Source organism: Aquamicrobium defluvii (assembly GCF_004363725.1).
GTDB classification, from domain to species: Bacteria; Pseudomonadota; Alphaproteobacteria; order Rhizobiales; family Rhizobiaceae; genus Mesorhizobium; species Mesorhizobium defluvii.
On the sequence record NZ_SNZF01000020.1, the window covers coordinates 45,899 to 59,723 of the forward strand.

13 protein-coding genes are annotated in these 13,825 nt (G+C 64.6%); 9 read left to right on the plus strand and 4 right to left on the minus strand.

Features of this window, described 5'->3' with window-relative positions; translation table 11 throughout:
• The 3 genes from DES43_RS15100 to DES43_RS15110 all read right to left on the minus strand — a co-directional run bounded on the left by DES43_RS15100 (nt 1) and on the right by DES43_RS15110 (nt 3,178).
• Nucleotides 1–1,152: an ABC transporter permease gene (locus DES43_RS15100; RefSeq protein WP_051520691.1), complete on the minus strand. Its 1,152-nt coding sequence runs from the start codon at nt 1,150–1,152 to the stop codon at nt 1–3.
• Between the two features lie 120 nt (nt 1,153–1,272).
• Entirely contained in the window at nt 1,273–2,217 is a 945-nt protein-coding gene (locus DES43_RS15105) for a sugar ABC transporter substrate-binding protein (protein WP_035030007.1), read from the minus strand.
• A gap of 124 nt (nt 2,218–2,341) precedes the next feature.
• Nucleotides 2,342–3,178, minus strand: a complete 837-nt coding sequence (locus DES43_RS15110) for a MurR/RpiR family transcriptional regulator (RefSeq protein WP_035030118.1) — start codon at nt 3,176–3,178, stop codon at nt 2,342–2,344.
• Between the two features lie 122 nt (nt 3,179–3,300).
• On the opposite strand from DES43_RS15110, the gene iolG reads away from it, so the two are divergent.
• The 9 genes from iolG (at nt 3,301) to DES43_RS15155 (ending at nt 12,896) form a co-directional block, all read left to right on the plus strand.
• A complete protein-coding gene (gene iolG / locus DES43_RS15115) occupies nt 3,301–4,311 on the plus strand; it encodes an inositol 2-dehydrogenase (RefSeq protein ID WP_035030010.1) in 1,011 nt (336 codons plus the stop codon).
• A complete protein-coding gene (locus tag DES43_RS15120) occupies nt 4,308–5,420 on the plus strand; it encodes a Gfo/Idh/MocA family protein (protein WP_035030013.1) in 1,113 nt (370 codons plus the stop codon). Before iolG ends, DES43_RS15120 begins: the two co-directional genes overlap by 4 nt.
• A 234-nt stretch (nt 5,421–5,654) precedes the next feature.
• Nucleotides 5,655–7,001, plus strand: coding sequence for an extracellular solute-binding protein (locus DES43_RS15125; RefSeq protein WP_051520692.1), 1,347 nt, complete (start codon nt 5,655–5,657; stop codon nt 6,999–7,001).
• A gap of 96 nt (nt 7,002–7,097) precedes the next feature.
• Nucleotides 7,098–8,405 carry a carbohydrate ABC transporter permease gene (locus DES43_RS15130; protein ID WP_035030125.1) on the plus strand — a complete coding sequence of 436 codons (1,308 nt, stop codon included), beginning with the start codon at nt 7,098–7,100 and terminating at the stop codon, nt 8,403–8,405.
• Between the two features lie 7 nt (nt 8,406–8,412).
• Nucleotides 8,413–9,237, plus strand: a complete 825-nt coding sequence (locus tag DES43_RS15135) for a carbohydrate ABC transporter permease (RefSeq protein WP_035030029.1) — start codon at nt 8,413–8,415, stop codon at nt 9,235–9,237.
• On the plus strand, nt 9,237–10,295 hold the full coding sequence (locus DES43_RS15140; protein WP_035030032.1) for an ABC transporter ATP-binding protein: 1,059 nt from the start codon (nt 9,237–9,239) through the stop codon (nt 10,293–10,295). The genes DES43_RS15135 and DES43_RS15140 overlap by 1 nt, the downstream gene beginning before the upstream one ends.
• A complete protein-coding gene (locus tag DES43_RS15145) occupies nt 10,292–11,053 on the plus strand; it encodes a glycerophosphodiester phosphodiesterase (RefSeq protein WP_035030034.1) in 762 nt (253 codons plus the stop codon). Before DES43_RS15140 ends, DES43_RS15145 begins: the two co-directional genes overlap by 4 nt.
• A complete protein-coding gene (locus DES43_RS15150; RefSeq protein WP_035030038.1) occupies nt 11,050–12,042 on the plus strand; it encodes a LacI family DNA-binding transcriptional regulator in 993 nt (330 codons plus the stop codon). Before DES43_RS15145 ends, DES43_RS15150 begins: the two co-directional genes overlap by 4 nt.
• Nucleotides 12,042–12,896, plus strand: coding sequence for an inositol monophosphatase family protein (locus DES43_RS15155; protein ID WP_051520693.1), 855 nt, complete (start codon nt 12,042–12,044; stop codon nt 12,894–12,896). The genes DES43_RS15150 and DES43_RS15155 overlap by 1 nt, the downstream gene beginning before the upstream one ends.
• On the opposite strand, the gene DES43_RS15160 is transcribed toward DES43_RS15155, so the two are convergent.
• Nucleotides 12,869–13,747 carry a glycerophosphodiester phosphodiesterase gene (locus DES43_RS15160; protein WP_035030132.1) on the minus strand — a complete coding sequence of 293 codons (879 nt, stop codon included), beginning with the start codon at nt 13,745–13,747 and terminating at the stop codon, nt 12,869–12,871. The genes DES43_RS15155 and DES43_RS15160 overlap by 28 nt on opposite strands.
• Nucleotides 13,748–13,825 lie beyond the last annotated feature (78 nt).

The window sequence follows — 13,825 nt, forward strand, 5'->3', positions numbered from 1 at the left end:
TCAGCGCTCCCCCGTGATCATGCGGCGGATATAGGTGTTGAGGATGACGGCCATCAAAAGGATGGCGCCGAGGAAGACGCGGAACAGCGAGCTTTCCACCCCGGCGAAGAACAGCCCTTGCTGGACGACGCCGAAGATCAGCGCGCCAAGGGCGGCCCCGATCACCGAGCCGTAGCCGCCGGTGAGCAGCGCACCGCCGATCACCACCGAGATGATCGCCTCGAACTCCTTGAGCAGGCCGCGATCGGCCGCGGCCGAGCCGAACTCCATCACCTGGCAGGTGGCGAAGACGGTGGCGCAGAAGGCGGAGAACATGAACATCAGGATCTTCACCCGGTCGACCGGAACGCCGACATAGCGGGCCGCCTGCGCATCGCCCCCGGAAGCGAAGATCCAGTTGCCGAACCGGGTGCGGGTGAGCAGGATGTGGCCGAAGGCAACCAGCACAAGCGCCCAGACGATGAGGATCGGGATACCGTCCACCACAGGCTGCCCGGCGCGCGGCCCGGCCACGAATTTGCCGATCAGGCCGATGTCGGCCAGCCACACGAACAGCCAGCCCAGTACCTTGCCGCCGAACAGCCAGGCCAGCGGATCGCCCGCCGCGACTTCTCGCACGCCGCCGATGATGGTCTGGCGCGTGGTGGAGATGGAAATGAAGATGGTGAGCCCGCGCAATATGTAGAGGAAGGCAAGCGTGACGATGAAGGATGGCAGGCCGGTCCGGATGACAAGGTAGCCGTTCAGCGCGCCGATCGCGAGCGCGATGGCGAAAGCGACGAGGATCGCGAACCAGACCGGATATTGCCACGTCACCGACAACAGCGCGATGATGATGCCCGAAAAACCGATCATCGAGCCGACCGACAGATCGAATTCGCCGGCAATCATCAAAAGGCAGGCGCCGACCGCGATGACGGCGAACTGCGCCGCCACCACGCCCCAGTTCATCACGCCTTCAGGCGCGAACATGCCGCTGTTGCGGGCAATGGCGAAGAAGAAGACGAAGACGAGGATCGTGCCGCATATGGCCCCCAGTTCGGGCCGGATCAGTGCCCTGCGCAGCGGAGAGATCGGCCTGACGCGCTCGTCTGCGACGATCCCGGTCCCACCAGTGGCACTGGGTTTGTTTCGAGGGGCTTGTTCGGTCATGCCGACCTCCGGAAATGGCCGCGCGAACCCGACGCCGGACAGGGCGCAGGCCGGGCTGCTTCAGAACAGGGATTGAGCATGCGGGCGCCGGGACCTTGCCGCAGGCGCCCGCATCACAGGTCAGCGATATTCGCCGGCCAGTTTCTCGACGAGTTCAATATTGTCCTTGGTGATGAAGCCCGGACCTGAATTGATCGAATTGCCCGGAACGACGCCGTAACGGGCGAGATTGGTCAGGATCACCACCGGCAGATAGCCTTGCAGGAACGGCTGCTGATCGATGGCGAAATTGATGGTGCCGTCCTTGATGGCAGCCGAAATCTCGCTCGACAGATCGAAGGTGGCAAAGTGGATGGTGCCCGCCTTGCCGCTTTCCTGCAACGCGGCAATCGTGGGATGGGCCGAATTGGGGCCCAGCGTCAGGATGCCGTTGGTGTCGGGATTGCTCTGGAGATAGGCCAGCACCTTGGACTTGACCTCGGCCGGATCGAGGCCGGAATCGATCATCTGCGAGCCGAGTTCCACGCCAAGCGCCTCGGCATAGCCCTGGCAGCGCTCCACCGAGGCCGGATTGGTGATGTAGTGGTTGACGCAGACGAATTTGGTGACGCCCGCAGCCTTGGCCTTTTCGCCTGCACCGTGACCAGCGGCTTTCTCCGGCTGGCCGACATGCAGGAGAGCGCCGATCTGCTTCGACTGCTCTTCGGTGCCGGAATTGATGGTGATGACCGGAATGCCCTTGGCCACCGCATTGGAGAGCGGGCCGGACAGCACGTCATAATCGGCGATGGTCGAAATGATGCCGTTCGGATTGGAAGCCGCCGCCTGCTCGATGATGCGGCCCATGTCGGCCAGATCGCCGGTTGGCGGATTGCGGTATTCGACCGTCACATCCATCTGCTTGCCGGCAAGCGTGATGGCGTTCTTGATGGTATTCCACCAGCTGTCGCTGTCCGGCGCATGACTGACCAGAACGAAGCGCTCACCCTCGGCATGAGCCGGCGTGGAAAGACCCGCAAAAACAGCGGAAACCGCCGCCGCGAGTGCAAGAAACGTCCTTCTCATTGAAACCTCCCCGTTTCGTCCGCATGCCGGCGTCCTCCTCCGGAAACCGTCACATGCACAGCAATCCCGGACGATCCGGGATCGTAAATGACATAATTATTCTATTTTCTTCAAAAAGCAACATTCATTTTCCATTTTTATGCCGGCGACGATGCGCGCCTACAGCAACGGACACCGCCATGGCCAGCGTCAGCGCGGCCGAGAGAGAGCGGAAGGCGCCGACATCGATCTCCGGCACGAACAGCCTGACCGCATCGAGCCTGGCCAGCGGGCTGGTCGGCAAATCGGTCAGGGCCACGATTCCGACGCCCCGCCGCTCCGCCTCCTCGGCCAGTTCGACCGTATCGGACGCATAGGGCGCGAAGCTGATGGCGATCATGGCGTCGCCCCGCGCCAGCAGATGATCGAGTTTCAGATTGCCGACACCGCTGTGCAGAATGGCCGGAATGCCCATCTTCTCGAAGGAGTATGCGAGATATGAGGCAACCGGGAATGCGCGACGGTTGCCGACCAGATGGATGGTGCGCGCCTGCGCCAGGATGGCCACAGCTTCGTCGAGCAGAGCTGCATCGACGGTGCGGGCAAGGTTCTCGATGGAATTGCGGCCGGCCTCGGCAAATTCCGCCAGAAGCGCGGCCGGTGTGTCATTGCCGCTATCGCGCAGCTTGGTCAGGCGCGTCGCGTAGTTCGGCCATTTCTGGGTGTACTCCTCGCGAAACAGCTTCTGCATGTGCGAGAAACCGGAGAAACCGAGTTCCTGACAAAAGCGCATGAAGGCCGAGGGCGGCACATCTGCCGCTTCCGCAAGCTCCGCAACTGTCGACACCGCCACCTTGTCGGGATGGGCCGCAACGTAGTCGGCACATTGGCGCAGCCGCTTGGGCAGGCCGTGGCCGTCGTGCCTCAGCCTTTCATAGAAGGCTTCGACCGTGTGCGGCGCGCCTGCATCGTCGTGGTCCATCGCTTGCTCCTTGACACGATCCATGTTCCGTGATTTTGGAATTTTTATTCTAATTTACTCAGGCGGGCAATGCCGGAGCGGTTTGCATAAATCCGGTGGCGTCCGATTTGTCGAGGACCGACATGACGATCAGTTTCGCTCTTCTGGGCGCCGGGCGCATCGGCAAGGTGCATGCGCGGGCCATTGCATCGAACCACGACGCCAGACTGGCGGCGATCTCCGATCCGGTCGCGCAGGCCGCCAGCGCGCTCGGGCAACGCTATGGCGCGCCGGTGCGCTCCATCGACGAGATTGCCGCCGACAAGGGCATCGACGCGGTGGTGATCTGCACGCCGACCGATACCCATGCCGACCTGATCGAACTTTTTGCCCACGCCGGCAAGGCGATCTTCTGCGAAAAGCCGGTCGATCTTTCCGTGGCGCGGGTGCGGGCCTGCCTGAAGACGGTAGAAGAAACCGGCGCCAGGCTGATGGTCGGCTTCAACCGCCGCTTCGACCCGCATTTCCGCGCCGTGCGGCAGGCGATCGACGAGGGCCGCATCGGCAAGGTCGAGATGGTGCAGATCGTCTCGCGCGATCCCGGCCCGCCGCCGCCGGCCTATATCGCCTCGTCGGGCGGCATCTTCCGCGACATGACAATCCATGATTTCGACATGGCCCGCTTCCTGCTCGGCGAGGAAATCGAGACCGTATTTGCTGCGGCCTCGGTGCTGATCGACCCGGAAATCGGCCGTCTGGGCGACCATGACAGCGCATCGGTGGTGCTCACGACTGCCTCGGGGCGTCAGTGCTCCATCTCCAACTCGCGCCGCGCCAGCTATGGCTACGACCAGCGCATCGAGGTCCATGGCTCGCTGGGCGCGGTTTCGGCGCAGAACCAGCGCCCGGTTTCAGTCGAACTGGCCACCGCCGACGGCTATCGTCTGCCGCCGCTGCACGATTTCTTCATGACCCGCTACACGGAAGCCTATGCGGCCGAAATCTCCGCCTTCATCACAACGATCCGGGACGGCAAGGCGCCTTCGCCATCGGGTTCAGACGGGCTGGCGGCGCTGCTTCTGGCCGAAGCAGCGCTGAAATCCGTGCAGGAAGGCTGCGCAGTGCGGGTGACTGAAGCAGGCGGCAACGCATGAGCGCCCCCGGCATCGGCCTCATCGGCACCGGCTTCATGGGCAAGTGCCATGCGCTGGCCTATGGCGCGGTCAGGGCGGTGTTCGGCGACGTGCCGACGCCACGGCTGGAACTCCTGTGCGACACGCCGTCGGACAAGGCTTCCGCCATGGCCGGGCAATTCGGCTTTGCCCGCGCCACCGTCGACTGGCGCGCGCTGGTGAGCGATCCCGCAGTCGACATCGTGTGCATCACCACGCCCAACAAGCTGCATGCCGAAATGGCCATTGCGGCCCTTGAAGCCGGCAAGCATGTCCATTGCGAAAAGCCGATGGCGCTGACGCTGGACGAGGCCCGCGCCATGACGGAAGCCGCGAAGAAAAGCGGGCGGCGCACCATGGTCGGCTACAACTACATTCGCAATCCCGCCTATCAGCACGCACGCCGGCTGATCGGCGAAGGCGCCATCGGCCGCCTCATCCATTTCCGCGGCTTCGTCGACGAGGACTACCAGGCGGACCCGGACCTGCCATGGACCTGGCGCGCCACAAAGGCGGAAGCCGGGCTGGGCGCATTGGGCGACATGGGCTGTCACATGCTGTCCATGGCCATCGGCCTGATGGGACCTATAAGCAGCGTCATCGGCGACATCCGCACGGTGCATGAAACGCGCCCCTCTCCCGAAGGCGGCGAGCGCCGACCCGTCGAGAACGACGACATCGCCTCGGCCATTCTCACCTTCGCCGGCGGCCAGCAGGGCCTGTTCTCGACCTCGCGTTCGGCCTGGGGCCGCAAGAACAGCATGATCTTCGAGGTGCACGGCACAAAAGGCATGATCCGCTTCGATCAGGAAAGGATGAACGAGCTGCACCTGTTCCAGAATAGCGGACCGTCTGCCGAGCAAGGCTTCAGGACCATTCTCACCGGTCCCGCGCATCCCCCCTATGGCAACTTCACGCCCGCGCCCGGCCACCAGCTCGGCTTCAACGATCTCAAGACCATCGAGGCGGCCGAGTTCCTGCGCGCCATCGCGGCTGGCACGGAAGCCTGGCCATCATTCAGGGACGCGCTGGCCATCGAGGAGGTCATCCACGCGATCGCCGCTTCGCAGGGGCGACGGATCGACCTGTAACGGAAGATTGACGAAATACCGGGCCGATGCCATTGTACACGTGTGCAACGCCTGCTGCGCCAAAAGTGGCGAATAATCTGCACACGTTTACGATGGCATCCAGCTGTCAGCAGGGAGGACCATAAACGATCGACATTCCGGGGTCCGGACAAGGGCAGCCGCAAGGCGAGAGCCTCTTTCCGGCAGATCGACGGAGCCGGCAGGCGAAGCACCGACAAAGGGAGGTCGAGAGAGATGACAATATCGCGTTTGGCAATCTGGGCGGGCGCCGCGGCCGTGGCGCTTCTTGGCAACATCGGCATTGCGGCCGCGCAGAACGTCACCATCAGCGTCTGGTCCGGCGGCACCGGGCCGAACGACAACTACCGGGTCGATGCCATCGAAATGGCGGCCGACATCCTCGAGCGGGAGCGGGCCATCGCCGGCGAGGACCTCAACATCACCGTCGAGAAGAAGGCCTATCCGGGCTGGGACGATTTCAAGCAGGCGCTGACGCTGGCCGCCGAGGCCGGCAATGCCCCCAACATCGTGGTCACCGGCCACGAGGACATCGCGCCGTGGTCGCAGTCCGGCCTGATCGTGCCGGCCGAGGACTACCTGAACCTCGACGCCTGGCCGATCAACGACATCTACGAGAACCTGATGGAGATCGCTTCCTATGGCGGCGTGGTCTACGGCCTGCCGCAGGATGCGGAATCGCGCCCGTTCTTCTTCTGGAAGCCGCATATGAAGGCGATCGGCTATTCCGACGAGGATCTGGAGGCGCTGCCGGCACGGGTGCAGGCGGGTGAATATACGCTGGCCAATGTGCTGGAAGATGCCAAAAAAATGCAGGACGCCGGCGTCGTGCAGGCGGGATACGGCTTCTATCCGCGTCCCGAGAACGGGCCGGATTACTGGCAGTTCTACACCTCCTTCGGCGGTGTGATGGAGGAAGACGGCAAGCTCGTTCTCGACAAGGCGGCAATGCAGCGCTTCTATCAGTTCTTCGCCGATGCGGTCGCGGCCGGCGTGACGCGCAAGAACCACATCGGCACACCCAACGACCAGTGGTATTCGGAAGTGCCGAGCGGCAAGGTCGGCATCTGGCACGGCGGCACATGGCACTATGCCCGCTACGTGAACCAGGAAGGGCTCAAGGACTTCTTCGGCAACATCGCCTTCACGCTCATTCCCGCAGGCGAAGGCGGCAAGGCCAACACGCTCACCCATCCGCTCGTCTATCTGCTGACCAGCAAACACGGAGAGGATGAGACGACGATCGCGGCCGAACTGATCAAGATCGCCTCGGAGCCGCGCATCAACACGCTGCACGCCATCAAGTCGGCGCATCTGGGCATCGCCCACCAGCAGTCCAACATCGATCTCTATTCGAGCGACCGCTGGGCGCGCGAGGCGACGGAACGGCTGCTGCCCCATGCCAACGCCATGCCCAACAACACCAATTTCGGCGTCTACTGGAGCGCGATGTGGAAGGGACTGGAAAGCGCATGGACCGGCCAGAAGACCCCGGAACAGGCGGTGAACGACGTGGAGGCGGAACTGCGCAACAGCCTCGGTGAGGCCATCGTCATCCGCTGACGGCACAGATTGATGGATGCGTCCCGCGACAAGACAGGACTACCCCCGGCCTCGGGCGGTGCCGGGAGAGCGCCCGCGCGCCGGAGGCTCGGCCTGCTGGACAGTTCGCGCGGGCTGGGCGTCCTGCTTCTGTTGCCGGCGCTGGTTCTGGTGATCCTGTTTTTCCTCATGCCCGTAGTGCTCACCGGCGTGTTCGCCTTCACCAACATGAGCACCGCGACAGGCATCAGCGGCGGCGCCCATCAGGTCTCGCCAGGCTCGCTGAGGGTGCTGACGGAGCGCTACGGCATGGGCGAATTGGCAGAGCGCCTCGGCCAGCCGACCTATCTGGTGGACGAAAGGGGGCTGGCGGCGCTGGAGGAGACGGGCATCGCTCCCGGCATCGTCGCCAGCCTGCGGCGCGGCCATCTCGACGAAAGCTTTGCCTCGCGGCGCGAATTCGAACGTGCCATCCGCGCCTTGCCCGACCGGCCGGACACGCGCACGGTCAAGCGCATTTCGGATGCCTTCAGCCGTTCGCTGGCCAATGCGCGCTTCACCGATGCCGGCGCGCTCGTTGCGGCGGCAGAGGCCATCGACCCGGACCTCACCCCGGAGGAGAAGGATGCGCTTGCCAGCGCCACCTATACGGGCTGGAGCTGGACGACTGACAATTTCCGCCGCCTCACCTCCTCGCGCGACACGACGCGGGTGTTCTTCAACACGCTGTTCTTCGTGGCCATGACGCTGGTCTTCTTCAACATCGGCTATGCGATGTTCCTGGCCATCGCCACCCACTACATGCCCGAACGGCCGGCGGGTATCTTCCGCATCGTCTGGTTCCTGCCCCGTATCTCGCCCGTGGTGATCTATGTTCTCCTGTGGAAATGGGTCGCCTGGGACACGGGCTTCCTCAATGCCGTGCTTTCCGATTTCGGCGTCAGGCCGCGCAACTGGATGCTCGACAGCGCGACGCAGGCCTGGTTCTTCGTCATCATGATCAACGGCTTCGTCGGAGCCTCGATGGGCATGCTGATCTTTGCCTCGGCCATCAAGGCGATTCCCGAGACCCATTTCCATGCCGCCAGCGTGGACGGCGCCTATCGCTGGCAGCAGGTCCGCCACATCATCCTGCCGCAGCTCAAATGGCCGATCCTGTTCGTCACCTGCTACCAGACGCTGTCGCTGCTCACCTCCATCGAGCAGACCTTGCTTGCCACCGACGGCGGCCCGGGCGGCGCGACTGAGGTCTGGTCGCTGTGGATCTACCACACGGCGCTGAACAATTATGCGGGCAACCTGCAATATGGCTATGGCGCGGCCATGGCGCTGGTGCTGGTCGTCATCGGCATCGTTCTGTCGCTGATCTATCTGCGCCTGTTCAATTACAATGCGCTGATCACCCGGCCGCGGATAGAGCTGTGAGGGCGCGATGAACGGACACCAGAAAAGCTGGCCGATCATCCTCGTGATCACCATTCTCAGCGCCCCGCTGGTGCTGGCCTATGCCTATCTGTTCGTCGACACAATCACCAACTCGCCGCCGGGTTCGGTGGTTCCGCACGAATTCACGCTGGAGCACTGGTCGTTCCTGTGGCAGACGCGGCCGGGTCGCCTCAGCATCTGGCGGGTGACGCTCAACTCGCTGCTGTTCGCCACCACCAGTGCCGCGCTGGTGGTCGTCGTCTCGTCCATGGCCGGCTATGTGCTGTCGCGCCTCAACGTGCCGGGGAGAAGCTTCTTCCTCGCCGGCGTGATGCTGCTGCATGCCTTCCCGGCCATCACGCTGATCGTCGCCATTTTCATCGTGTTGCAGATGGTCGGCCTCTACAACTCGCTGATCGGCGTGATCCTCGTCAAGGCCGCAATCGACATGCCGCTCGGCATCTGGCTGATGAAGGGCTTCTACGACACCGTGCCGTGGGAGATCGAGATGGCCGGCATCCAGGACGGGGCGAGCCGCTTCACCGTCTGGCGCAAGCTGGTGCTGCCACAGGTCAGGCCCGGCATTTTCGCGCTGGCCCTGTTCGCCTTCCTGCTGGCATGGGGCGAGTTCATCCTGCCGCAGGTGCTGGCCCCCAGCGGCAACGCACAGGTCCTGTCGGTCTATCTCGCCTCGCTGATCGCCGACGACAACAATTTCGACATGGCGCTCTTCAAGTCCGTCGGGCTGTTCTACATCGCGCCGGTGCTGGTCCTGTTCTTCGTTTTCCAGAACTACCTGATGAACATCTACGGAGGAGGCACGAAGGGCTGATGCGCATCCTGCTCGACAAGTTCAGCAAGGCGTTCGGCGCCGTCAGCGTCATCGAGGACATGACGCTGGAGATCGGCGACGGGGAAATGCTGGCTCTGCTCGGCCCGTCGGGTTGCGGTAAGTCGACCACGCTGTTCGCCATCTGCGGCATCCACAAGGTGAGCGGCGGCCGCATCCTGTTCGGCGACAGGGACGTGACCTCGCTGCCGCCGCAGGAGCGCAATGTCGGCGTGGTGTTCCAGTCCTATGCGCTTTATCCGCACATGACGGTGCGCGAGAACATCGCCTTTCCGCTGCGCATTGCCGGCAAGTCGTCCGTCGAGGTCGCCCGGCAGGTGGACGAGATGGCGCAACTGGTGCACATCGAGCCGCTTCTCGACCGCCGGCCCGCCGAGCTTTCCGGCGGCCAGCAGCAGCGCGTGGCGTTGGCGCGGGCGCTGGTGCGCCGTCCGCACGTGCTGCTTCTCGACGAGCCGCTCGCCAATCTCGACGCAAAGCTGCGGCTGGAAATGCGCTCCGAGATCCGGCGCATCCAGCTCGAGACCGGCATCACGGCGGTGCTCGTCACCCACGATCAGGTCGAGGCGATGAGCATGTGCGACCGCATCGCCATCATGGATGCGGGCAGGATCGTCCAGATCGCCACGCCGACCGAGATGTACAACGATCCGCACACCGCGTTCGTGGCCGGTTTCCTCGGCAATCCGCCGATTGCCTTCCTGCGCGGCGTCGTCAGCGGCGACGCGATCGTGGTGCCACAATCCGATGTGCGGCTGCCGAAGCCGAACGGAGCCCGAAACCTGGCCGAGGGCACGCGTGTCTCCGTCGGCATCCGCCCGGAGAATTTCGGCCCCGCGGGCGATGTTCCGGTCAGGGGCCGCATCTCCTTCGTGGAAACGCAGGGGCGCGAGAACCTCTACGACCTGATGCTTGCCGACGGCAGCGTTTTGCGGTCGATCCAGCCGGTGCGTTCCGATATCGCCGTGGGCGACGAGGTGGAATGGTCCGTGGCCTCGGACCGGATATTCATGTTCGACGACAAGGGAGAGCGGATTTGAGCGTCACGGCGGGGTCAGGTTTCGCGCAACGCTTCGGCTGGCCCGCCCCCCTGCCGCGGCCGCTCGCCATCGGGCATCGCGGCGCCAGCGCCCATATGCGGGAAAACACGCTGGCCTCCTTCGCCCGCGCCTCCGACCTCGGTGCCGAGATGTGGGAACTGGATGTCCAGATGACGCGGGACGGCGTGCCTGTCGTCAGCCATGATGATCATCTGCTGCGCGTCTTCGGCGTGGACGCACATATTTCCGCACTGGATGCGGTGGAACTCGCCGGCATGGCCGGCGTCGAGGTGCCGACCTTCGCCGAGGTGGCGGCGCTGGCGCGCGAGCGGAGTGCCGGGCTCTATGTCGAGCTGAAGGCGGGCGGTGCCGGGCCGGCGGCATGGCGCGAACTGGATAGCCACGGACAGAGTTTCGCCGCGCTCGGCTCCTTCGACACCGATTTCGTGCGCAAGCTTCGGGAAGCGGGCTGTCCCTTCCCGTTGTCCGTGCTCGTTCCGCTCGGAGCCGATCCCATCGCGGCGGCGCAAGCCTGCGGCGCCGACATCGTGCATCTGTGCTGGGAGCGCGGCGGCGAGCGCCCGCAGGAACTGGTAACCGGCGAGCTTATGGAACGGGCACGGGATACGGGCCTTGCCGTGGTGCTGTGGCATGAGGAGCGGCCGCCGGTCATCAGCGAACTGGTGCGGCTGCCGGTGCTCGGCATCTGCTCGGACCGTCCGGAACTTCTGCGCAGCGCAATGGATGAGGCCGCATGAACGAGGGGGACACTCCCAGACGAAAGGTGACGTCTTTCGACGTCGCCGAGCGCGCGGGCGTCTCGCGCGCTGCGGTGTCGCGCACCTTCACGCCGAATGCGAGCGTCTCGCCCGAAACGCGCGAGAAGGTGCACAAGGCGGCCAAGGAACTCGGCTACCGCGTCAACTATCTGGCCCGCAGCCTCATCAACCGCCGCTCGGACCTTGTCGGGGTGGTCGCGGCCGGCATGGACAACCCGTTCCGCTCGCAGCAGATCCACGAGATCGCCAAGGCGCTCGTCGGCCGCAATTTCCGCCCGATCCTCCTGCCGGCCGACGAGGCCGAGAGCGTCAACCGCATGATGGACCAGCTTCTGCACTACAACGTTTCGGGCGTTCTGGTGACCTCGGACGCGCCGCCGACCGCCTTGTGCGAGGAGTTCGCCGCTCACGCCATCCCGATCGTGCTGATCAACAAGGGCGATGCCATTGCGCATGTCGACCGCGTCATCTCCGACGACGAGACGGCGGGACGCATCGCGGCAGAGACGCTGCTGGAAGCGGGCGCGACGCGGCTGGCCGTCATCTGCGGCGCGGAAGTCTCCTACACCGCCCGGCGGCGGCAGGAGGCATTCCTTGCCACATGCCGCGGGCTGGGCGCTTCGGCACAGGCGATGCCGGTGGCGATCAACGACTACGGCAACGGTTTCGCGGCTGCTGCTGCGGCTGCGGATTTCGACGGCCTGTTCTGCGTCAACGACTACATGGCCTTCGGCGTGATCGACGGTCTGCGGGCCGCCGGGCGCGACATCGGCAAGATCAGGATCGTCGGCCATGACGATATTCCTCAGGCGGCCTGGGCGGCCTACGACCTGACCACGCTGCGCCAGCCCTGCGACATCCAGGCCGAACAGGCGGTGGAGCTGCTGCTGGGCCGGATGGACGCGCCCCGCATGAAAGAGCGCACCGAACTCACGCCCGTGACCCTGATCCGAAGGGCCACCGCCTGATGCGCGCCGCGCCCGCCGCCGATACCGGCATTGCCGCACGCCTCGAACTCGCGTGCCGGCTTGCCCTCGATACCGGCAGGCAGGCGGAAGCCTTCCGCCGCACCGCCGATCCGGCCGCGCTCGCGGTCTCGACCAAGAGCTTGCAGGATTTCGTCTCGGCCGCCGACCGGCAGAGCGAACAGGCGATCCGTACCGCGCTCGCCGATGCTTTCCCGCAGGACGGCTTTCTCGGCGAAGAGACGGGCGGGCAACCCGGTCCCGACGGCTTCTGGGTGGTCGATCCCATAGACGGCACCGCCAACTACATTCGCGGCCTGCGCCACTGGGGCGTGTCCATCGCCTTCGTCCGCGACGGCGCCGTGCAACTGGGCTGCATCTACGACGCGGCCGGCGACCGCGTCTATTCTGCCCTGCCCGGCCAGGGCGCATTCTGCGGTGACCGCCCGGTGCGCGTTTCCGGCATGGCCGATCCCACTCAGGCGCTGGCGATCGTCGGCTATTCGCGCCGCACGCCGTTCGAACCCTATCAGGCGCTGCTCGCCCGCCTCCACGAACTCGGGATCGAGTACAGGCGGCTGGGCTCCGCCGCGCTCGGCCTCGTACGGGTGGCCGACGGCATCGCCGATCTCTATTACGAGGCCCATCTCAACAGCTGGGACATATTGGCCGGCGCGCTGATCGCGGCAGAAGCCGGAGCACATGTGGCCATGCCGCCGCTCGACCGCATAATCGCCAATGGCGGTGCGGTCGCAGCCTGCACACCCGGTCTTGCCGGAACCCTCGGCTTCCTGTGGGAACAGTTGGCGGAATCACCGGCCGATGGGGCTCAGCCCGAACCGACGCGCACGGTGTAGGCAGCTTCCGTCGCCAGCGCTTCGTCGGTGGTGATCTGGTCCACGCCCAGTTCCAGCAGGCGCGAGAAGGCGCGCCATTCCGCATCGGTGAAACCCTCGGCGGGATTTGCCAGCGTGAAGGTCCAGGCATCGACCTGCTTGCCCTCGCCATGACAGATCGCCACCAGATCGAGGTCTGAGTCGAGCGCATCCAGCACCATCTTCCAGTGCAGATAGACCATCCGGGGCTGCACGGGTCCCGCAAGCTCGGCCCTGAGCAAGGCTTCCGCTCCCCTCACGTCTCCCTTCGCCAGCATGTCCATGAGGCGGAAACTCGGCTCGAGGCCGCGCGCCACATTCGGCAGGTGTTGCCCGAGGGCCAGAATGAGGTCGTTGCAATCGCCGCTGACGATGACAGGAAGCTCATCCCCTTGCAGGGTATCGACCAGCCGGCCCAGCCCCCTCGTGCCGATGGTGGCCAGGTCGTCCTTGATGTCGAGCTGCAACAGCGCTTGCGGATGCGCATCGCGCAGAAGGGCCACCAGATTGTCAAGGAAGAGCAGCGGGCGCTCATACCGTGAAACGCCGGCATCGTTGTAGCGAAGGCCGGCAAGGACCCGCCGCTGGTGTGCGGCCACCGCTCCGATGCCGTCCGTCTCCTCATCGAGAATATCGTCATGAAGGACGGCGAAATCGCCGTCCGCCGTCACCCGCAGGTCGACCTCCATCGAAGCGCCCAGTTGCAGACCAGCGCGCAGATTGTCGGCACCGAACAGCGGATCGGTCTGCCGCCGCCGGAGCCGATGCCATTTCAGCATCACGCGCCGGTTGTCATACGGGATTGATGTGCCCTGGTATCTCTCGGAATTCATGATGGCCACAACAGATAAATCGTTCTCCGCGTGAGGAACCTTGCTTCTGAAAAGAAGCCACGGATAGCCGGAAAGTCA

Bases quoted from the DNA above. Each gene is read 5' to 3' on its own strand.
- DES43_RS15140 (WP_035030032.1), top strand. From the start codon at position 9,237: ATGCGCATCCTGCTCGACAAGTTCAGCAAGGCGTTCGGCGCCGTCAGC.
- DES43_RS15155 (WP_051520693.1), top strand. From the start codon at position 12,042: ATGCGCGCCGCGCCCGCCGCCGATACCGGCATTGCCGCACGCCTCGAA.
- DES43_RS15100 (WP_051520691.1), bottom strand. From the start codon at position 1,152: ATGACCGAACAAGCCCCTCGAAACAAACCCAGTGCCACTGGTGGGACC.
- DES43_RS15135 (WP_035030029.1), top strand. From the start codon at position 8,413: ATGAACGGACACCAGAAAAGCTGGCCGATCATCCTCGTGATCACCATT.
- DES43_RS15125 (WP_051520692.1), top strand. From the start codon at position 5,655: ATGACAATATCGCGTTTGGCAATCTGGGCGGGCGCCGCGGCCGTGGCG.
- DES43_RS15160 (WP_035030132.1), bottom strand. From the start codon at position 13,747: ATGAATTCCGAGAGATACCAGGGCACATCAATCCCGTATGACAACCGG.
- DES43_RS15120 (WP_035030013.1), top strand. From the start codon at position 4,308: ATGAGCGCCCCCGGCATCGGCCTCATCGGCACCGGCTTCATGGGCAAG.
- DES43_RS15110 (WP_035030118.1), bottom strand. From the start codon at position 3,178: ATGGACCACGACGATGCAGGCGCGCCGCACACGGTCGAAGCCTTCTAT.
- iolG (WP_035030010.1), top strand. From the start codon at position 3,301: ATGACGATCAGTTTCGCTCTTCTGGGCGCCGGGCGCATCGGCAAGGTG.
- DES43_RS15150 (WP_035030038.1), top strand. From the start codon at position 11,050: ATGAACGAGGGGGACACTCCCAGACGAAAGGTGACGTCTTTCGACGTC.
- DES43_RS15105 (WP_035030007.1), bottom strand. From the start codon at position 2,217: ATGAGAAGGACGTTTCTTGCACTCGCGGCGGCGGTTTCCGCTGTTTTT.